The sequence below is a fragment of the Roseibium sp. FZY0029 genome, assembly GCF_036350355.1.
GTDB lineage: Bacteria > Pseudomonadota > Alphaproteobacteria > Rhizobiales > Stappiaceae > Roseibium.
This window is the reverse complement of the sequence record NZ_JAZDVZ010000014.1, coordinates 30,784-49,351: the sequence shown is the minus strand read 5'-3', so window position 1 is coordinate 49,351 and position 18,568 is coordinate 30,784. Positions and strand designations below refer to the sequence as shown.

Below are 18,568 nucleotides of genomic sequence, written 5' to 3'. Positions count from 1 at the left end.
ATGGAAAACGATCTGTTCCACTTCCTGCGCCCGGAATGGTTCTGGGCACTGGTCCCGGCGGGCCTTCTCTTCTGGCTCGTCCTGCGATCCCGCAAAAGCGCCACAGGCGGCAACTGGGGCAAATACGTGGACGCCCATCTGCTGCGGCATCTGGCGATCAGCGGGGCCACCGCCCGCGCATCGCGTGTCCTGCCGGCATTGGCAGCCGCCGCGATTGTCGTTCTGGTGACAGCGCTGGCCGGGCCGACCTGGCAGAAGGCCGAGGTTCCCTCCTTCACCGGCGGTGAGCCGGTGGTCGCAGTCCTCAGTCTGGCGCAATCCATGAATTCCGACGACCTGTCGCCGAGCCGCCTGCGGCGCGCGGTGCACAAGCTGCGCGATATTCTCGCCCGGACCGAAGGGGACGAGCGCGCACTGGTCATCTATTCGGATATTCCCTTCGTCGCAGCTCCCCTGACCAGTGACAAGAAGGTGATTTCGCAGATGATCCCCGAACTTTCCACCAAACTGATGCCGGTTCTCGGCAACCGGCCGGACCTTGCCATTTCCGAGGCGGTCTCCGTGCTGGAGAGAGCTGATGCGGGACGTGGCGAGATTGTTCTGATCGCAGATAACGCGGGCGATACGGCCGCAACCGCCAAGGCAGCCAGCGAAGCGCGCAAGGCCGGTTACACCGTCTCCGTTCTGGGTATCGGCACCGAAGAGGGCGCCACGCTGCAGACCGCGGACGGTCAGGCTATCACCAGACGCTCTGGTGAAAAGCTGACGACGTCCCTGGATACCGAAGGGCTTGGCCAGGTTGCCCGGTCCGGTGGTGGGACCTATGCCAGCGTGACGGCCAACAGCGCAGACCTTAACCGCATCCTGCCGAAGGCCGAACGGATCGAAACCGCTGGCAAGGCAGAGGATTTCCAGGCCGACAGCTGGGTCGACATGGGCTACTGGCTCCTGATCCTGCCCGTGCTGCTGCTGCCCTTCGCGTTCCGCCGCGGGCTCGTATTCAGCATCGGACTGGTTGCATGCCTGGGCCTGGTCCCCGGAATTGCGCCCCAGCCTGCTCACGCAGGAACCTGGCAGGATCTCTGGTCGACCTCCGACCAGCAGGGACAGAAAGCCTTCGCGTCCGGCGACTACGACACGGCGTCCCGCCAGTTCGAGACATCTTCCTGGCGCGGCAGTGCCGCCTACCGGGCAGGCGACTATGCAGCGGCGGCACAGGATTTTTCCGCCAACGCCTACAACCGCGGCAACGCGCTTGCCAAGTCCGGGCAGCTTGAAGACGCACTTGGAGCCTACGATCAGGCGCTGGCTGCCAATCCGCAGGATGCAGACGCAAAGTACAATCGCGATCTGGTCCAGAAGCTGCTCGACGAACAGAAAAAGCAGGAAGAACAAGAGAAGGAGAAGAACCAGCAGCAACAGCAGCAGTCCGGCCAGGGCGACAACAAGGATCAGCAGCAACAGCAGTCCGGTTCGCAGGGCCAGCAGGATCAGCAAAACGCTGATGGCCAGTCCGGCGAGCAGCAGCAGGCCTCCGAGGGCTCGCAGAAACAGGACGGCGAGCAGTCCGGCCAATCCGGCGAACAGCAGCAGTCCGGTGCGCAGCAGCAATCTGGTGATCAGCAGCAGTCCGCCTCTCAGTCGGGACAGGAGACCGCTTCGCCTGAAGAAGCTGGCCAGCAAAGCGCGTCGCAAGGCGAGCAAGCGGAAGACCAGGCATCTGCCGAAGCTTCTGCCTCCTCCGACGACAAGCAAGACGGCCAGTCTCCCCAGGCCGGCGAAGAGGAACGCTCCGCTGCAAAGGCTGACGAAACAAAGGCAGGTGCTGGTGAAGAGCAGACGCAGGAAGCTTCCGGAACCCGGCCGCAGGGCCAGGAAAACGGCAGCGAGCAGGCCGCTCAGCAAGACCAGGCCGGCTCCGAGGGCCTTGCCCAGGAAGACCGCGCCGCACAGGAAGCTGCCAAGGCTCGTCAGCAGGCAAGCGCTTCTGGAAGCGATACCGGCGAAGCCGGCAAGGAGAGTGAAAACCCTCTGTCGAAATTGCTTTCCAGCATGCTGGACGGCAATGGCGAGGTCACCAGCGGCGAGCCGGTGGAGGCCTCCGTTCCGGGCGCTGCTCCTGTGGTCGATCAGGCGGTCGAGCAACAGTTGCGCAAAGTCCCTGACGATCCGTCCGGCCTGCTGCGCGCCCGCATCCGCCAACACTATGTCCAGCTTCGGTCTGGCGCCAACTGAGAGGAAACAGGACCATGACATTCAATACGCTTAAAACCACCGTCAGCGCCGCTGTTCTTTCCATCGCGCTTGCCGTCCCAGCCTGGGCCGGCGGACTGGCCGCCCACGTGAACAGTGGCACGGTGGCCGAAGGGGACGCGATCCAGCTGACCCTGACCGCCGACGGCCAGGTAAACGCCAGCCCGGATCTCGCACCGCTGCAGAAGGATTTCGATATCCTCGGCACATCGCAATCCAGTTCGACGCAGATCATCAATGGCAAACGCTCGCAAAGCGTGAGCTGGATCGTGTCGCTGTCGCCGAAAACGAAGGGTACTGTCGAAATTCCGTCGATCAGCGCGGGAAGCCTGAGCAGTTCTCCTGTCGCCATCAAGGTGGTCGACGCCGGTTCCATGCCGAAGGCAACGGGCGCATCCGGGATCGGTCTTTCGGCGACACTTGAAGACGGCGAACCGTTTCTTTTCCAGGAAACGCCTCTGACCGTCCGTATCGAGACCAGCCAACCCATAAAGAGCGCTGAACTGATCGCACCGCATTCCAGCGCCTTCGACCTCGTTCAGCGCGGAGAGGACCGGGTAAGCCAGGCCACGCGGGGCGGACGCACGGTCAACGTGATCGAGCGTACCTATATGCTCAAGCCCCAGGAGGAGGGCGCAATCGAAATCCCGCCCTTCGTCCTGCGCGGCTCCGTCGAGGACCCCAATGCGCGGCGGCGCGATCCCTTCGCGGGCTTCGGTTTCAAGGGCTTTTCCGGGTTCCCATCGTCCATGTTCAACGACATGTTCGATCCGGGCAAACCGTTTGCTGTTCGCTCTGATCCGATCAAGCTGACAGTGCGGGCGGACCCCAATGCAGGTTCGGGACAGCATCAGTGGTTCCTGCCGGCAAAGGATGTCCGACTGACCGCCGAATGGTCGCCCGCGCATCCGGTCTTCCGGGAAGGGGAGGCGGTAAGCCGGCGCGTCAGCCTTCTGGCTCTCGGCGCGAGCGCCGTTCAGCTTCCGGACCTCTCGTTCGAAAACACGGATGGCGCACGGATCTATCTGGATGACGTCCAGACGAGCGAGGATCAGACGGCTGAAGGCACGGTCGCCAGAAAGGACTTTCTTCTGTCGGTCGTGCCAACACGGGGCGGCAAGATAACGCTCCCGGAGATCAAGGTGAACTGGACCGACAGTGTCAGCGGCGAAGCAAAGACCGTCACCTTGCCGAGCGAAGTCATCACTGCGGAAGGAACGGTGCCGCAGGCCGGCCAGTCGGCCGCCGTCTCGCCAGAGGCAGCACCAACTGCGAATGCAGCGCCGCAGCTTCAGCAGTCGGACGCTGGAAATCAGCGCATCTATCTGCTGGCCGGACTGGGTGCTGCCGCGGTTCTTGCCGCACTTGGCGGGGCCGCTGTCTATTTCCGGAGAACTGGAAGACCTGCCGAAAATGGCCGCAAGCCCGCACCAGCGACACCGCGGAAGCAGACCCAGGCGGACGGACAATCCGAGCGCCGCAAGCAACTGGCCCTTGCATCTACCAAGGAAAAAGCCGGTGATCTGCGCGGATGCTACGGCTGCGTTCTGGCCTGGCGCCGACTGGCCGGTGGCCAGCCGGCGATGACCGCTGCCGCAAGAGATGCCATTGCAGCTCTGGAGCAAGCAGCCTTTGCACCCGCGTCCGAAACCGCCGGCGGCCGGAGCCGCGACTGGCTCAACATCCTTGTAAAGGAAGACCGCAAGATCGGTTCTGCGCAAAAGGACCTGTCGTCGACGCAATTGCCGTCGCTTTATCCTGCTTGAGGCAAGCTTGCGGCCAGGAAAGGGCCAACTGCCAGCCTGTCATGGCTGGCAGTTGGCGTCAGGTGTCTGCGGGGATCATTGGGTGGGCAAGACAGCGCGCGTGGCGGCCGCGATAATGTCTCGGGCCCGGTCAAGGTCGTCTGGGCGGGGCTCAGGTGGCGACATTTCGGTCGGGAGATAGCAGAACGAGACCTCGACCGGATAATGGTCAGAGCCGAAGTCAGGCAGCACCACCATTGATGTGACAGACAGGTCCTGGGTGTGCAGGACCTGATCGAGCGGCCAGGCCATCCACCAGGAATGTGCATCGTAGGTGGCCTGGAATCCGAAAATCCGGCGCGGATCGATAAGGCCGCCGATCCGCTGCAGCCGTGAGACCGTCCGCTCCCATGGCACTGCGTTCAGGTCGCCCGCGAGGACGACCGGACCATCGGTCTCGGCGGTTTGCAGCGCCGCCCACATGAGCAGTGCATCCCTTCCGACCGATGATTGCCCCGGGTGCGGCGGGCGGGGGTGGATGCCGTAGAAGCGGACCTCATCACCCGTGGGGAGGCTTATGTTGGACCTGATTACCGGCGTGTCCTGTCCCGCAGGCGAAAGAATCTCTGTATCCTCCAGCGGCAGCCGGGACAAAAGGTGCATGCCGAAATGACTGCCGGTGATGCGAGAAGCTGCATGGGGCATTTCATCCTCAAGTGCGGAGAGCTGGCGATCCCACCATTCCGTTGTCTCAAGGGCGAGCAGCAGGTCCGGATCGCGGTCCCGGACGATCCGCAGAAGCTCATCAGCACGATGGTTCTCCAGCTTCACGTTTGCGACCATTACCTTGAATTGCCGCTCCGGATCACAAGCGGCAGCTGTGTGCCGATCTTCAGGGAATATGTAGGGGATCAGCTTGACCGCGTTGAAGATCAGCGCGGCGAGGGCCAGAGCAGCAAGCGCCAGCCATGGCCGACCGAGCATACGCCGCGCGAGGACGATCGCTATCACAGCCGCGCAGAGGCCTATTCCGTATTGAAGGCGTGGGAAATCGGTCATCCGTACCCACCACAAGTTGGTCGGCCACAGCGCGAGAAACGTCACGACAGAAAGGCCGACCACCGCAACGCAGAGGAACAGCGACAGGAGGATACGCATGCGGACAAAGTTAAGCACCCGCATTGTTCCCGGCAAGTTTGCGCCCGCAACATTTCCCGAACAGGCCGGATTTCGCTACAAGCGGAAGTCTTGAATAGCAATGGCTCGCTTCTGAAAACTCATACTTTGCAGAGCCTCGATGGACCATTTTCGAAGGCCAGGAAAGGCCGGTGGCACGCCAAAGAAAACTGCAACGCCATCGAAGTCGAGGGACCGCCAGCGCCAAGTTTCGACAGGGCCTTACCAAGGGAACGTATGGGCAAGACGACAGGGGACATCTGCCCAATCGGCTGTCCGCATGGAACCTCTTTCCAACCGCGCTGTTAATTCAGGAGGGGCAGTGCCTCTGCCGTCAATTTCACATGCGCGAGGCAAAACATTCCATGCAAACCGAACTCAAGATCAACGGCGACAAACACGTGCTGGACCTGGACAGCCGCACGACGCTGCTCGATGTGCTGCGTCATCACATCGGCCTGACCGGCACCAAGAAGGGTTGCGACCACGGCCAGTGCGGTGCTTGCACGGTGATCGTCAATGGCAGGCGGATCAATTCCTGTCTGACGCTCGCCTGTATGCATGACGGCGACGAGATCACGACGATTGAGGGTCTCGGCACTCCAGACGACCTTAATCCGCTGCAGGCCGCGTTCGTCGCGCACGATGGCTTCCAGTGCGGCTACTGCACACCGGGCCAGATTTGCTCCGCGACAGCCATGCTGAAGGAGGCGAAGGCCGGTTGGCCAAGCCACGTCACCGAGGATATGGCCTCGACGCCCGACCTGACCGACGCCGAAATTTCCGAGCGCATGAGCGGCAATCTGTGCCGTTGCTCCGCCTATCCCAACATCGTGGACGCGATACGCGAAGTCGCACGAGGTGGCAAGGAATGAGACCTTTCGACTATCAGCGCGCGCGCACCCTGTCAGACGTCGCGTCCGCCGCGCAGCAGGGAGCAGCCATCATCGCCGGCGGCACCAATCTTCTCGACCTGATGAAGCTCGAGGTGATGACACCGGAACGTCTCGTCGACATCACCCGGCTCGACCTGAAGGCTATCGAGGAGACCGACGACGGCGGCCTGAGGGTCGGCGCGCTGGTGACCAACAGCGACCTTGCCGCCGACATGAGGGTGCGCACCAGGTGGCCGGTGCTGGCCAAGGCATTGCTTTCCGGTGCGAGCGGCCAACTGCGCAACAAGGCGACGACCGGCGGCAATCTGCTGCAACGGACCCGTTGCTACTATTTTTATGACACGGCAATGCCCTGCAACAAGCGCGAGCCGGGGTCGGGCTGCGCCGCGATCGGTGGCTTCAACCGGATTCACGCGATCCTCGGGGCCAGCGAAAAATGCATCGCCACACATCCGAGCGACATGGCGGTGGCCATGCTGGCGCTCGGCGCGAAGGTCGAGATCACGGACAGGGCCGGCAACGACCGCACTGTTTCACTCGACAAGTTCCACCTGCTGCCGGGAGACACACCGGAGAAGGAAACCGTGCTGGAGCCGGGCGACCTGATCACCGGCGTTGTTTTACCGGCCCCGGTGCAAGGCCGGCAGATCTACCGCAAGGTGCGCGACCGCGCCTCCTATGCCTTCGCTCTGGTCTCGATCGCTGCGGTGGTTGACGTTAAGGACGAAAAGATTGCACGAGCCGATCTCGCCTTTGGCGGGCTCGCCCACAAGCCTTGGCGAGATGCGGCCCTCGAGACGGCGCTCGTCGGCAAGCCGGTGTCCGAGGCAGCATTCGATGCCGCCGCCGATATTTTGCTCAAAGACGCCAAGCCCCAGGGCAGCAACGACTTCAAGATACCCCTCGCGCGCCGGGTGCTGATATCCGTACTGAAGGAAGCAACACGATGACCCGCCACCTCACGATGGACGAAGCCGATACCAGGCGCAGGCTTGACGACATGGTGCAGGGGACACTCGGCACTCCGTTCGACCGTCCCGACGGGCCGCTCAAGGTCACCGGGACGGCGCCTTATGCGGCAGAATGGCAAAGCGCCGATCTCTGCCACGGTGTGCTGGTGCGTGCACCGGTCACCAAGGGGCGGCTGAAGGCGATTTCCGATGAGGCAGTTAAGGCGTTGCCCGGTGTGCTCGCGGTGGTCAGCGGCGAGAAGATGCTGCGCAACCCCGCGCAGGGCATGGCGAACGAGGCCCCCGTTCAGGGCAGTGAGGACATCGTTTATTTCGGCCAGCCAGTAGCGCTCGTCGTTGCCGAGACATTCGAGCAGGCCCGCCACGGTGCACAGGCGCTGAAACTCGAGATCGAGCGCGACGAGGATTTCGCCATTGATCCCAACGCAGTGGAACCGGAGGTGCCTGAAGACAAGCAGTCCTCGACGGGGGATCTCGACACGGCGATGCGCGATGCCGCCCACAGCATCGACGCCGTTTACACGACGCCTGCTCATTCGAGTGCATCGATGGAGCCGCACGCCTCGATCGCCGAATGGGATGGCGACAGTCTGACGCTGCACGGCAGCTACCAGATGCTGAAGTTCAACCGTAATGAACTGGCCGACAGCCTCGGTATCGACCCGAAGAACGTGCGGATCTTGTCGCCCTATGTCGGCGGCGGCTTCGGCTCCAAGCTCGGCATCGCACCGGAAGCGATTGCCGCGGCGCTCGCGGCGAAGGAACTCGGCCGTCCGGTCTCGGTGTCCATGACCCGGCAGCAGGTCTTCGAGACAACCATGCGCCGCTCCGAGACGCGCCAGCGCATCCGACTCGCCGCCGGTGCCGACGGCAAGCTCACCGGCATCGGCCATGAGGCGCTGGTCTCGAGCCTGTTCGATGAGGGTTTCACCGAGCCGGTAACGCAGGCGACCCCCTTCCTCTATCGCGGCGAGAACCGGGTTATCGGCAACTCCGTCGCCCGGCTCAACCGCACCTGTGCCGGTTCGGTCCGAGCGCCGGGCGAGGCCGTTGGCGTGACCGCATTTGAGAACGCCATGGACGAGCTTGCAGAAAAGGTCGGTATCGATCCGGTTGAATTGCGCAGGATCAACATCCCAGACGAAGTTCCCTCGCAGAATATCCGGTTTTCTTCTCACAAGCTCGCCGAGGCGCTCGATGAGGGGGCAAAGGCATTTGGCTGGGACAAGCGAAACGCCAAGCCGGGTGCAGTTCGGGACGGCGAATGGCAGATTGGCATGGGCATGTCATCGGCATTCCGCGTCAACCTGCTGATTGAATCCGAAGCGCGTGTCACCCTGAAGGCAGACGGCACAGCCGAAGTCGAGACCGACATGACTGATATTGGCACCGGCACCTACGCCGTGCTGACGCAGATCGCGGCCGAGATGCTTGGTCTCCCGCCTGAAAATGTCACCGTGCGGCTTGGCGACACCGAGTATCCGCCGGCCTCCGGTTCAGGCGGCTCCTTTGGCGCTGCGTCAAGCGGCACCTCCGTGTTTCTCGCCTGTGAGGAGATCCGAGAACGCATCGCGGACGCCGTCGGCTGCACGGAGACCGATCTTACCCTCAAGGATGGAATGGCGATTGCCGGCAACCGCTCGACGCCGCTCACGAAGGTTCTCGATGGCCAGAACTTCGAGGCGAAGGGCCATGTCAAGCCGGGCGAGGCCCAGAAAAAGGTGCGTCAGGCAACCTACGGCGCTTATTTTGCCGAAGTGGCGGTCAACTCGGTCACTGGCGAAACACGCGTGCGGCGGATGACCGGGGCCTTCGCGGCAGGCCGCATCCTCAATGCCAAGACAGCGCGCTCCCAGTGCATTGGCGGGATGGTCTGGGGCATCGGAATGGCGCTGACCGAGGATCTGGTGCACGATCCGCGTTACGGCCAGATCGTCAATCACGATCTCGCGGAGTACCACGTTGCGGTGAATGCCGATGTGCCTCAGATAGACGTCATCCTGCTCGACGAGCGCGACGACTGGGCGAACCCGCTGCAGGCCAAGGGCCTCGGTGAGCTCGGGATCTGCGGTGCGGCGGCTGCCGTCACGAATGCAATCTACAACGCCACAGGCGTGCGGGTGCGCGACTATCCGGCGACCCTCGACAAGGTGCTGGCCGGAAACACCTAGTCCAGCACTCGTTCTCCCAGCGACCCCATTCCAGATGGGCTCGCCGTGGAGCCAGTCATTGGGCTCTGTTGCAAACTTTGCGTCCTGACAGATTTCGGCCTATTCCGGCAATCCAGTTCAAGCTTCAGCATCTTGAAGGTGGTTTTCGAGAATGGTCATCGCTTCAGCCAGAGCACAGGGACCGATGCCGAACGCTCGTTCGACAATGCGAGCCTCGCCGAGAATGTCATTTGTGAAGTAGAAGATGCCGGCCTGCCCCTTGCGCAGAGCACGCATCACTTCAAATCCTTTGATGGTCGCATAGGCAGACTTCAAGGTTTTGACCCCGCGCACTGGCCGGATCAGCTGTTTCAGCTTGCCGTGATCGACCTCAACGACGTTGTTCAGATATTTGACCTCGCGATGCTCAGTGTTCTGTGGGCATTTGCCCTCCGCCTTCAGCTCGGAAATGGCCACGCCATAGGTGGGAGCCTTATCGGTATTGATCGCATAGGGCTTTTCCCAGTCTTTCAGCCCCTAAAGGCTTTGCCCAGGAACCGCTTCGCCGCCCTGGTGTTGCGGGTGGTCGGGAGATAGAAATCGATGGTGTTGCCGAACTTGTCCACGGCCCGGTAGAGATAGGTCCATTTTCCTCGGACCTTGATGTACGTCTCATCAACACGCCAACAGCGAGAGACCGGCCGGCGCCATTGCCAGCGCAACCGTTTTTCCGTTTCAGGCGCATAGGTCTGGACCCACCGGTAGATCGTGGCATGATCAACCCGCACACCGCGCTCAGCCATCATCTGTTAAAGATCCCGGTAACTGATCCCGTGACGGCAATACCAACGAACCGCCCACAATACGACTTCGCCTGTGAAAGGACGGCCCTTGAATGCATTCATGAAATCAACAACCTGCTCTGCAAAAGCCGCTTCTCACACCAAGGACAAAAATTTGCAACGGAGCGCTCACGCCGGTACCTATTCTCCCTTTCGTCGCGATACACGCGCCTCACGCGAGGCAATGCCTGCGGATCTTCTCATCTGTCGTGGCACCTGCGCGTCGCGCGACGGATGTCTTAGCGGTCTCTTCCGCCGATCCTTCAGGCACGGATTTTTGACCCATCTTCGCTCCTCCCACGATCTACCAAAATCCTCCTCTAACTAAATCCCTCAATCGGTTTAGTGAACGCTGACGGCGTAGAGCCTAAAACCCATTACACTGAGATAGATCCCGGCCGCAAGAAACCCGGCAGCCGAGAGAGCAACACCCGATTTTTTCATTGACGGCGATTTCATCATTGCCTCGGGAATAGCGATCAATCCGGCACCTTTCAAAACGGCGGCGACCCCTACCATGGTGACTGCGCTTTCGAATGCGGACGACCATCGGAAATGGTGGACGAGAGCGACCATCCCGACAATGAAATGCGTCGCGCCTGACAGATTAACGGTAACGCGATCGGTCTTGGTCTGGTCGAGGATCATCTTCAGATAGAAATCAGAGCTGAGAAGAAATCCGATCCCCGTCAAGATCAGATAGGGGCCAGCAATCTGTGCTATGGTTTCGGTCATGTACACCTGGGCTGCTTTTGTTTCTAGTGGCAATAAGAGTTCTCTGGAATCAAGAAATGATTTGCAGAAGTGGTTCGGTTCTAAGTATAGTCGTGCCAATAGAAGTTCATAGACCATAAAATATACTATAGATAGTTACTTTTGACCTTCTGATTGGCGGGCGCATATTTCAACACGTCGCCGACTTTCCTGGTTGCGCGTATCGGAATCGGCAAACGACACTTCGTGAAGCATTGCGTTTTTCCATCATTCCGGGGCCTCATCGGTCGAAAGGAATGCAAGCACCCCCCTTACGGTGTCGGGCATGAAGTGCCGTCCGTCGGGTCGGAAATCTATCTGCGCGGTCGGCACATTCGTTTCGAGCCGTGCCCGCGTTTCCTCGGAATCAATCATCACGTCGCGGCCGCCAAGAATGGCCAGGATCGACATGTCGAGCGTCCGCAACTGATTGTCACTGAAGCGCGTCAAGTAGCGCCGTGGCCGGAACTGATTCTGGATGAGGTCCATCATCGCGAAGAAGGCACGGCCGGATGCCGAGAGATCCTTGGGCCTTGGACCGGTGATCATCGTTTTCAGCCGGTTCTTACCGAAACGTCCGAGGAGCATGAGCGGGAGCGCGCGCAGCAAGATGTTCCGCTGACGCCCGACACCACCCGGCGCGAGCAGCGCCATGGTACTCACCCGACCGGGCCGCCGGATGGCGTAGTCGAGCGCTAGCCAACCGCCGAGCGAAAGGCCGACGATAGCGGTTCGGTTGACCCCCAGCGCTGCCAGGACATCATCGAGCCAAAGCGCATAGGCGTCGGAGCCGAATGCGGGACGTGCCGGCGCTGAAAGCCCCGGCTCACCGATCATATCGATCGCATGGCAGCGATAGTGGCGCGCATAGTCCGGGATATCGCGCATCCAGGATGCGGAATTGGCCATCGATCCATGCAGCAGAAGCAGGGACGGGGAAGTCTCCCGTCCGGACGAGATGACAAAGGTGTCGCCATACCGGGTCGATACCGATCCTTTGTGGTTTTCAATTGGCCAATCTTCGAGCAAGGCCCGATAGGCCATCTCGATTTCCTCCTGCGCCGTCCCCGTGCGGTAAAGCGTGTTCATCCTCGCCCCTCCAACAGCGTTGCGAGAAATGCCATGAACGAGCTGACCGCTCCCGGGTCGCCGATCAAAACAAGCTTGAGCTGCCGCTCCTCGACATCATAAGCGGTTTGCAGATGCACGGATTCCGCATGGCCAGTCCGGCTTGTCAGCAAAGCCTGAAGCGCCGTGACGATGCGGCTAGAGTCATGCACGGAGAGTTCGGGCATCTCGACGATGCTCGTCACCCGCACGCCCGACGGTTTCGGCCCTGCAACAGGCAATCCGGCAAACGAGTCGAGATCCGCTGGCAAGATCCGGTAGGCTTTGCCGACGCGTGTCGCCTTCAGCCGCCCTTCATGGATGTAGCGAAGGGCGGTCTTGCGATGAACGCCGAGCCGGGTTGCCGCCTGATCCACAGTGAGGAGGTTTTGGGTCATAAACTACCATATCATTCCCTATATTGCGCAGTCAATGGGAACATTATGGAGTTTTGAGGAGTCTCTGCGCTCTCGCAAGAGCGGAACGAGCGGCTTGCGCCAAGGCTAGCCTAGCTCATCGACGAACCAGCTTCGGACCGGATCAAGCGTCGCGAGCCTTTCAAGCCGTCGCGCCGTCGCGTCTTCGCCAAATGCCGCTTCGGTCGGCATGTCCAGCAGCCATACGGCAAATACTTTGCACCGCAGAAGGTCAGAGGCCGGATGATCGGCCGCACAGGGTGCAGGGGTTTGCTTCAGCTCGGGCGGCTCCAGCCGAACCTCTAATTCTTCAAGACCGCCCTGCAATCGCTCCCCTGCCGGCCCGAGACCTGCTCGCGACCTTGCGCAAGCCGATTTGGGTCGAAGGCGAAGGCGCCATCGCCGAGCACCAGCCGATCCGTTTCGAGGCCGATCATCCATGCCGCCTTTGCTGCGGGATCGGGAAACGATATATGGATGTGTGTGTTGTAGGGCGTCTTGTCCTTGGAGAAACACAGATCGCGATTGATGCGATAGAGTTTCGCGGTGACGCTGACATCATAGCGATCTGACAGCTGCCCCTCCAAAGAAGCGGCGAACGTTTTCGACGCCGTCTATACATGGGTTTCGTTGCACTGCTTTTGCGACCGAAACCAATCGCGATCATTGTGATCTTTCAGATCGGCGAGGAAAACAGGTGGTCTCTTGGCTAAGCATCAGTCCTCACTTTGCTGGCAGTGAAAGCGCATGGCTAAGCGCCAGTAATTTCCAGTCTTCGAACAACATGTCGGAACAATCGTCGGCCTCGACGAAATAGAGCCCGCTCATGACGCGGCCACCCTGTTTCATGACTTCGCCACCGCCGATTTTTTCGGCAGCCACAGCGTTCTCTTTGCCGACACGGAACATGAAATAGCCGGTTCCATCCTTTTCGCGATGCGCGCCGCCCAGCATGTTGCCGTGCACCATGAAACAAACACCGCCCATCATCTTCTTCTCAGTCACGCCGGGCACGCCGACGAGCGCGCTGCGATAGACTTCGTTCAAGCCTTCATCGACTGCCATCTGTTCCCTCCACGGCCGGTGTTCCAAACGTCGCATGAATCAGTCCAAGAGCCACTCCAAAAATGGCGAACTGGAGGGTGGAGGCACCAGCCTCGACAAGCGCCCATTCCAGCTTGGACGAGATGAGGTATTTCGAGGGTTCGGTAAGTGCGATGTAACTCGCCAGGAATGCGCCCATCACAAGGGAGAAGGCGAGACCGCCTGTCGGGCCGGCGAAGCGGGACCGCAGACGCGAATACAGGAAAGTCAGGATCACGCCCTGAATCACAATCACCGCGAGGCCGCCCCAAAGAACGGGCTCGGGCGCAATGATTTTCTCGCGCGCATAATGCGCAGTGTTGATGACAAAATGGTTCGCAGCCTGAACCCCGAAGGTGACGATGAAATAGGCGACGACAGACAGAATATGGGCCCGCATGGTCTTTGTCCCTTTGTATACGCGAGCCGCCGGCCGATGACCCCAGTCGCTGGTCGGCGGCTGGCTCTTTATGCCTCGCTGTAGTCGATGAAGGCGATCTGCGCGCCGAACGGATCTGATATGGCCGCCATACGGCCGACGCCCGGTGCGGTCACTGCCTCGCGGACAACCTGTGCGCCTGCGGACTTTGCCTTAGCGACCCGCGCATCGACATCATCGACGGTAATGTAGAGAAGCCAACCGCCCTGGCCGGGCATGGGAGGGAAGCCGCCAACCGGTTTGTCGCCGACCATGATCATCGGATAGGTGGACCCATCCTTCATCGGCATTTCGCCGATGGACCAGCCAAGCACGTCCTCATAGAATTTCCGCGCGGCTTCGGTGTCGGTGCTGGAATGTTCGATCCAGCTTGGCGTGCCATGTGCGGTGTTCGGATCGGTCATCGCAATTCTCCTTGTCTTTAGCGATTTCAAGCGCCGCTTTCTCAGCGCTTGGCCAAAGGACGTCTGGCGAGGTGCAATACGGACAGCCCTCTCCGAATTTCTCTGCGCCGCGCAGGTCCAGGCCTGGCTTAAAAAGCGGTTGACTGCCTGGCAAAACAATATTACCAAACAGTTATGAAACAAAATGGTTATGAAAGTTCAAACCAAACCCTTGATGCGGTCTTCGCGGCGCTTGCCGATCCAACGCGCCGGGCCATACTCACGCGCCTCGTTGCGGGTGACGCGACGGTGAAAGAACTCGCGGCCCCCTTCGAGATCAGCCAGCCTGCGGTATCGAAGCATCTGAAGGTTCTGGAGCGGGCCGGTCTGATCGAACGTGCAGTCGACAAGACCCGTAGGCCTTCGCACCTCAATCCTGAACCCTTGGCCGAGGCCGTAAAATGGCTCGAAGCCTTCAGGCAATTCTGGTCATCGAGCTTCGATCAGCTTGATGAACTGCTGCAATCAATGAAAGAAGGTGAAGAGGGAAAATGAGATCATTACCAACCTACGTTCTGGAACGGACCTTCAATGCGCCACGGGCTCTGGTCTGGAAAGCCTGGAGCGACCCGAAACTGCTCGCGCGCTGGTATGGCCCGAATGTCGAGACAGTGATCCATAAGCTCGACGTGGTGCCAGGTGGGCTGTGGCTTAGCGAAATGAAGATGGGAGGGAATTCGAGCTATCAGAGGGCTGAGTTCACGGAGGTTCAGGAACCGGAAAAACTGGTCTGCATCATGTCCAATGCCGATGATGACTGGAACATCGCCTCCAATCCTATGATGCCGGACTGGCCCAAAACCCTGTTGACGGTGGTCACCTTCAAGGAGATGGCGGACAAGACCGAGATGCGCCTCGAATGGACGCCGCACGATGCGAGCGCCGCGGAGATCGCATGTTTCGAAAACGCTATGGAGAATATCGGCAAAGGTTGGGGCGTTGGTATGGAGCTGCTGGCGGAACTTCTGGCCGAACTGGCCGCAGCCTGATTTCTCGAATGAAGGCCTCTTCGCTTCGCATCATGCAATCGAAGGGGCCAGTTTTTCTCGGAGAAGCGTGATCCTCGCGATCAGATAGTCGGCCTCCTGGCTAGTGGGCGAGCAGCCAAGCGCGGCTTCGAGTGCTTTGATCGCCGCTTTCAAGGCGCCCGTTTCCTCCAGAAGCGCCGCCCGCACCGCGTGGTACGGTCGATAGCGGGCAAGGTCGTGGGCCAGTGGCATCAGCAAATCCAGCGCGGCTGCAGGCCCCGTCACCCTGGAGACAGCGACGGCACGGTTTAGGCGGACCACCGGGCTTGGTGCGATGGCTTCAAGCGCCAAATAAAGCCGCGCGATTTCGGCCCAGTCAGTATCTGCGGCGCGTTTGGCCGTGCAGTGCACAGCGGCAATCGCTGCCTGCACCTGCAACGGCCCCGGACGCCCGTGACGTAATGCCTTTTCGATCAGGACACGCCCTTCTTGTATCATTGCCTGGTCCCAGCGCGTTCGGTCCTGATCCTCCAGCGACACCAGTCCGCCCTCTGCGTCAATGCGCGCGGCGCTGCGGGCGTGTTGAAACAAGCTTAGCGCCAGAAGCCCCATCGTCTCTGCTTGCCCCGGAAAGAGAGAAAGCAGAAGGCGCGCCAGACGGATCGCCTCCTCACACAGCGCATTCCGGATTTGCTCGTCGCCACGGCTTGCGGAATAGCCCTCGTTGAATAGCAGGTAGATCATCGTCTGAACGGTGTTCAGGCGCTCGGCCCGTTCCGTGAGGCCGGGCGTTTCCAGCACGCGCGCCAGAGTGCCGGCACGCGTCTTTGCCCGCGAGATGCGTCGCTGCATCGTGTCGGGTGTCACAACGAAAGCGCGTGCGATTTCACCCACGGACAGGCCGACAATCACCCTGAGCGCCAGGATGAGTTGCTCCTGTCTCTTCAGGTCCGGATGGCAACATAGGAACATCAAGCGCAGGACATCGTCTTTGTATTCGGCGCGATCTAGCGCCTCGGCAGCGTCGTCGTGAGGGTCTCCGGCCAGATCCGACGCGTCGGACGCCGCCTCGACATCCCCGAAAGACAACCGTCGATCCTTGCGGACGAGGTCGAGGCCCGCGTTGCGCGCCACGTGGATGAGCCAGGCGGTCGGGTCACGCGGCGTGCCGTCTGCCGCCCAACGCTCCGCCGCTCTGAGACAGGCGTGTTGAAACAGATCCTCGGCCATGTCCAGATCGCGAAACGAGCGTAGAAGTGCGGCGAGTGCGCGCGGTCGGCTGTAAGCGAAAATCGCCTCGGTCAGGCCAGGCTTCATGGCCTAAAGACCGCCCGTCCAACTGACCAGTCGAACCTCCATCGTGGCGACACCTTGTGGAAGGGCCTTCGCGGCTTCGATCGCCTCGTCAATCGTGTCGCATTCGATGAGATAGAAACCCAGTATCTGTTCCTTGGATTCAGCAAAGGGGCCGTCCAGAACGGTGACTACACCGCCTTTTTCGCCTACCGTCATGGCCGTTGATGGCGGCATCAGTTGGACAGAGCCACGGTATTTACCTTCTGCTTGCAATTTGGCCTGCAGGTTGCGGTGCATGTCCAGCAAGGCCTCATGCTCTTCCCGTGGCAGGCGCTCCGCGACGCCCTCAACGCCGAAAATCAAGACTGAGTAGAGCACGGGCCGTGCCTCCTTCATTTGCACATTACACCTTGAAGCGCCGATCCCAAAGCGAATGTCCGATCCAAAGCAAGGCGCCATAGACCACGAACTGGATGGCCAAATAGACGCTTTCCAGCGCCACGAAACGGCTCTTAGGAAGAAACCCGCATTTTGCGGCGTCGCCAATAACGTGGCTCGACCAAAGGAACGCGAAGGCAAGGATCGCAACCCGGAAGATTGCACTCCGGTTCCGGCTTTGCTCCAGCGCCCAGTCGATGGTGAGCGCCAGTACGACGGCTTGAACGAAGACGGCTAGAGCTCCGAGTGGAACGTCCGCATCCGACGGGTCCGGCCAGTTCAGCGCGGTATAGGCGCCGGAGAACCAGACAAGGTGCCACAGCATCGCGAAGCCCAACGTGGCGATGAAATAAAGAGCGATATCCAGCAGAACCATCGACCGGCTACGAACGAACATGTGCATCCCCTAGTGGCGTTCTCGTCAAGGACGTGCGCGAGGCCGGGTTTCGGACAAGACGGGAAGAATTTTTGTTTGGCCGGCCTCTTTTCAGGGCCTCGCAGCAGCGAACTCCTCAGGGGTCTGACACTTTAGATCGTGAAAGATGAAACTGGGCGTACGCATCATTGCGACATGGTCCAGGATATCCTTTTTCTCAGCCGGCGTGACGTGCAGCGGTTGGTTTCTACCACCGCGCTATTGGGCGCACTTTGGGAAGGCTTCATATCCTATTCCAAGAGGACAATCGATGCATTGCGCGTCCCCATTCCACTTCCAGCGGATCGCGTTCCGCTCGATGCCTCCGGAATCGTCATCGCACCAGGTCTGGTGGACGCAATCCCCGCATACGCAGTCAAGGTGCACGCGAAGTTTCCTGGTAGCAATCCCACCATACAGGGTCCCTTCATCCTCAAAGACCTGAACGACGGGCGACCGCTTGCCGTTTTGGAAAGCTCGTTCTTGACGGCGCTGCGAACGGGATTGGCGAGCGCCATTGGCGCCGACGCTCTCGCCAGGCCTTCCCCGAAGAGGGCAAATTGCACCTCCACAAATCCCTGCATGGGCTGGTGCTGTGATGTGCGCGGCAATGAGGTCGAGAGGGTTACTGAACGCAGCTCGCTTGCCGAACATAATGTTTGCGCGGAGTAGCGTGGCCAGCTGCCTGCGGGTGGCATTGATGAAACGCTATGGGTTTGTTCCCAAACAGACCATCAACGACAAACTTCGCTCCTATGGTGCAGCAAAGGCGGACGTGGCACCCGGAATCGACCATTGGTCGCACAAGGGACCCGACAATCGGAGCGAAAACAGCCACCTGCCATTTCGAAAACGGGAACGAGCCGTGCAAGGCCCCTGGTCGCCGGGAGCGCTACAAAGGTTCGCCTCAATGCAACCCGCTGCCCGCAATTGCTTTTTAGTTCCGCCCCGCCGCCGAGCAGCACAAACAATTCGCTACCATCGCCTCGAAGCATTCGAGGCATGGAAAATTGCGTCCTGCATCGCCTGAAAAACAGGAATTTCGGATCCTTCTTGCCTCGGCAAACTTTACGTAACAACGCCGTATTACACGTAAACCTTGCATAAATGGGAGTTTGTCGGTAGATTTCTAAATTATTACTATGCTTGTTCCTGTACGGCGCCACGCCGTAAATTG

19 protein-coding genes and 2 pseudogenes are annotated in these 18,568 nt (G+C 60.3%); 9 read left to right on the top strand and 12 right to left on the bottom strand.

Annotated elements, in window-relative coordinates:
* Together V1T76_RS27965 and V1T76_RS27960 are read left to right on the top strand one after the other, a co-directional pair.
* On the top strand, positions 1–2,235 hold the full coding sequence (locus V1T76_RS27965; RefSeq protein ID WP_330563953.1) for a VWA domain-containing protein: 2,235 nt from the start codon (positions 1–3) through the stop codon (positions 2,233–2,235).
* 14 nt (positions 2,236–2,249) lie between these two features.
* Entirely contained in the window at positions 2,250–4,019 is a 1,770-nt protein-coding gene (locus V1T76_RS27960) for a BatD family protein (protein WP_330563952.1), read from the top strand.
* Between the two features lie 75 nt (positions 4,020–4,094).
* On the opposite strand, the gene V1T76_RS27955 is transcribed toward V1T76_RS27960, so the two are convergent.
* Positions 4,095–5,156: an endonuclease/exonuclease/phosphatase family protein gene (locus V1T76_RS27955; protein ID WP_330563951.1), complete on the bottom strand. Its 1,062-nt coding sequence runs from the start codon at positions 5,154–5,156 to the stop codon at positions 4,095–4,097.
* A gap of 383 nt (positions 5,157–5,539) precedes the next feature.
* On the opposite strand from V1T76_RS27955, the gene V1T76_RS27950 reads away from it, so the two are divergent.
* From V1T76_RS27950 to V1T76_RS27940, 3 genes are read left to right on the top strand one after another with little or no spacing between them, the layout of a single operon-like run.
* The gene (locus V1T76_RS27950; RefSeq protein ID WP_330563950.1) at positions 5,540–6,049 is read left to right on the top strand and encodes a 2Fe-2S iron-sulfur cluster-binding protein; all 510 of its coding nucleotides are present in this window, start codon (positions 5,540–5,542) and stop codon (positions 6,047–6,049) included.
* The gene (locus V1T76_RS27945) at positions 6,046–7,020 is read left to right on the top strand and encodes an FAD binding domain-containing protein (protein ID WP_330563949.1); all 975 of its coding nucleotides are present in this window, start codon (positions 6,046–6,048) and stop codon (positions 7,018–7,020) included. Before V1T76_RS27950 ends, V1T76_RS27945 begins: the two co-directional genes overlap by 4 nt.
* Complete coding sequence (locus V1T76_RS27940) at positions 7,017–9,212, top strand: xanthine dehydrogenase family protein molybdopterin-binding subunit (RefSeq protein WP_330563948.1); 2,196 nt, start codon at positions 7,017–7,019, stop codon at positions 9,210–9,212. The genes V1T76_RS27945 and V1T76_RS27940 overlap by 4 nt, the downstream gene beginning before the upstream one ends.
* Before the next feature lie 117 nt (positions 9,213–9,329).
* On the opposite strand, the pseudogene V1T76_RS27935 reads toward V1T76_RS27940, so the two are convergent.
* The 8 genes and pseudogenes from V1T76_RS27935 to V1T76_RS27900 all read right to left on the bottom strand — a co-directional run bounded on the left by V1T76_RS27935 (position 9,330) and on the right by V1T76_RS27900 (position 14,235).
* Positions 9,330–10,096 (bottom strand): annotated as a pseudogene (locus tag V1T76_RS27935) (IS6 family transposase).
* 279 nt (positions 10,097–10,375) lie between these two features.
* Positions 10,376–10,801 (bottom strand): hypothetical protein, encoded by a 426-nt coding sequence (locus V1T76_RS27930; protein ID WP_330563947.1) that lies wholly within the window; start codon positions 10,799–10,801, stop codon positions 10,376–10,378.
* A gap of 213 nt (positions 10,802–11,014) precedes the next feature.
* Positions 11,015–11,875: an alpha/beta fold hydrolase gene (locus V1T76_RS27925; RefSeq protein ID WP_330563946.1), complete on the bottom strand. Its 861-nt coding sequence runs from the start codon at positions 11,873–11,875 to the stop codon at positions 11,015–11,017.
* The gene (locus V1T76_RS27920; RefSeq protein ID WP_330563945.1) at positions 11,872–12,291 is read right to left on the bottom strand and encodes a helix-turn-helix domain-containing protein; all 420 of its coding nucleotides are present in this window, start codon (positions 12,289–12,291) and stop codon (positions 11,872–11,874) included. Before V1T76_RS27920 ends, V1T76_RS27925 begins: the two co-directional genes overlap by 4 nt.
* Before the next feature lie 320 nt (positions 12,292–12,611).
* Positions 12,612–12,896, bottom strand: coding sequence for a DUF2461 family protein (locus V1T76_RS27915; RefSeq protein ID WP_330563944.1), 285 nt, complete (start codon positions 12,894–12,896; stop codon positions 12,612–12,614).
* Positions 12,897–13,032: 136 nt separating this feature from the next.
* Positions 13,033–13,374: a TfoX/Sxy family protein gene (locus V1T76_RS27910; protein ID WP_330563943.1), complete on the bottom strand. Its 342-nt coding sequence runs from the start codon at positions 13,372–13,374 to the stop codon at positions 13,033–13,035.
* The gene (locus V1T76_RS27905) at positions 13,361–13,792 is read right to left on the bottom strand and encodes a hypothetical protein (protein WP_330563942.1); all 432 of its coding nucleotides are present in this window, start codon (positions 13,790–13,792) and stop codon (positions 13,361–13,363) included. The genes V1T76_RS27910 and V1T76_RS27905 overlap by 14 nt, the downstream gene beginning before the upstream one ends.
* A gap of 68 nt (positions 13,793–13,860) precedes the next feature.
* Positions 13,861–14,235 carry a VOC family protein gene (locus V1T76_RS27900; RefSeq protein ID WP_330563941.1) on the bottom strand — a complete coding sequence of 125 codons (375 nt, stop codon included), beginning with the start codon at positions 14,233–14,235 and terminating at the stop codon, positions 13,861–13,863.
* Between the two features lie 174 nt (positions 14,236–14,409).
* Here V1T76_RS27900 and V1T76_RS27895 point away from each other — a divergent pair, with 174 nt between their 5' ends.
* Both V1T76_RS27895 and V1T76_RS27890 read left to right on the top strand, forming a co-directional pair.
* Positions 14,410–14,769: an ArsR/SmtB family transcription factor gene (locus V1T76_RS27895; protein WP_330563940.1), complete on the top strand. Its 360-nt coding sequence runs from the start codon at positions 14,410–14,412 to the stop codon at positions 14,767–14,769.
* Entirely contained in the window at positions 14,766–15,263 is a 498-nt protein-coding gene (locus tag V1T76_RS27890) for an SRPBCC family protein (RefSeq protein WP_330563939.1), read from the top strand. Before V1T76_RS27895 ends, V1T76_RS27890 begins: the two co-directional genes overlap by 4 nt.
* Before the next feature lie 30 nt (positions 15,264–15,293).
* Here V1T76_RS27890 and V1T76_RS27885 read toward each other — a convergent pair whose 3' ends face one another.
* From V1T76_RS27885 to V1T76_RS27875, 3 genes are read right to left on the bottom strand one after another with little or no spacing between them, the layout of a single operon-like run.
* Complete coding sequence (locus V1T76_RS27885) at positions 15,294–16,559, bottom strand: RNA polymerase sigma factor (protein WP_330563938.1); 1,266 nt, start codon at positions 16,557–16,559, stop codon at positions 15,294–15,296.
* Positions 16,560–16,562: 3 nt separating this feature from the next.
* Entirely contained in the window at positions 16,563–16,916 is a 354-nt protein-coding gene (locus V1T76_RS27880) for a YciI family protein (RefSeq protein WP_330563937.1), read from the bottom strand.
* A gap of 25 nt (positions 16,917–16,941) precedes the next feature.
* Positions 16,942–17,373 carry a hypothetical protein gene (locus V1T76_RS27875; RefSeq protein ID WP_330563936.1) on the bottom strand — a complete coding sequence of 144 codons (432 nt, stop codon included), beginning with the start codon at positions 17,371–17,373 and terminating at the stop codon, positions 16,942–16,944.
* Between the two features lie 138 nt (positions 17,374–17,511).
* On the opposite strand from V1T76_RS27875, the gene V1T76_RS27870 reads away from it, so the two are divergent.
* Together V1T76_RS27870 and V1T76_RS29075 are read left to right on the top strand one after the other, a co-directional pair.
* A complete protein-coding gene (locus tag V1T76_RS27870; protein ID WP_330563935.1) occupies positions 17,512–18,063 on the top strand; it encodes a hypothetical protein in 552 nt (183 codons plus the stop codon).
* Positions 18,064–18,073: 10 nt separating this feature from the next.
* Positions 18,074–18,421, top strand: a pseudogene (locus V1T76_RS29075) (IS6 family transposase); the annotation flags it as partial.
* Between the last annotated feature and the right edge of the window lie 147 nt (positions 18,422–18,568).

Bases quoted from the DNA above. Each gene is read 5' to 3' on its own strand.
- V1T76_RS27945 (WP_330563949.1), top strand. From the start codon at position 6,046: ATGAGACCTTTCGACTATCAGCGCGCGCGCACCCTGTCAGACGTCGCG.
- V1T76_RS27955 (WP_330563951.1), bottom strand. From the start codon at position 5,156: ATGCGTATCCTCCTGTCGCTGTTCCTCTGCGTTGCGGTGGTCGGCCTT.
- V1T76_RS27920 (WP_330563945.1), bottom strand. From the start codon at position 12,291: ATGACCCAAAACCTCCTCACTGTGGATCAGGCGGCAACCCGGCTCGGC.
- V1T76_RS27910 (WP_330563943.1), bottom strand. From the start codon at position 13,374: ATGGCAGTCGATGAAGGCTTGAACGAAGTCTATCGCAGCGCGCTCGTC.
- V1T76_RS27950 (WP_330563950.1), top strand. From the start codon at position 5,540: ATGCAAACCGAACTCAAGATCAACGGCGACAAACACGTGCTGGACCTG.
- V1T76_RS27905 (WP_330563942.1), bottom strand. From the start codon at position 13,792: ATGCGGGCCCATATTCTGTCTGTCGTCGCCTATTTCATCGTCACCTTC.
- V1T76_RS27960 (WP_330563952.1), top strand. From the start codon at position 2,250: ATGACATTCAATACGCTTAAAACCACCGTCAGCGCCGCTGTTCTTTCC.
- V1T76_RS27875 (WP_330563936.1), bottom strand. From the start codon at position 17,373: ATGTTCGTTCGTAGCCGGTCGATGGTTCTGCTGGATATCGCTCTTTAT.
- V1T76_RS27940 (WP_330563948.1), top strand. From the start codon at position 7,017: ATGACCCGCCACCTCACGATGGACGAAGCCGATACCAGGCGCAGGCTT.
- V1T76_RS27895 (WP_330563940.1), top strand. From the start codon at position 14,410: ATGAAACAAAATGGTTATGAAAGTTCAAACCAAACCCTTGATGCGGTC.
- V1T76_RS27965 (WP_330563953.1), top strand. From the start codon at position 1: ATGGAAAACGATCTGTTCCACTTCCTGCGCCCGGAATGGTTCTGGGCA.
- V1T76_RS27925 (WP_330563946.1), bottom strand. From the start codon at position 11,875: ATGAACACGCTTTACCGCACGGGGACGGCGCAGGAGGAAATCGAGATG.
- V1T76_RS27885 (WP_330563938.1), bottom strand. From the start codon at position 16,559: ATGAAGCCTGGCCTGACCGAGGCGATTTTCGCTTACAGCCGACCGCGC.
- V1T76_RS27890 (WP_330563939.1), top strand. From the start codon at position 14,766: ATGAGATCATTACCAACCTACGTTCTGGAACGGACCTTCAATGCGCCA.
- V1T76_RS27900 (WP_330563941.1), bottom strand. From the start codon at position 14,235: ATGACCGATCCGAACACCGCACATGGCACGCCAAGCTGGATCGAACAT.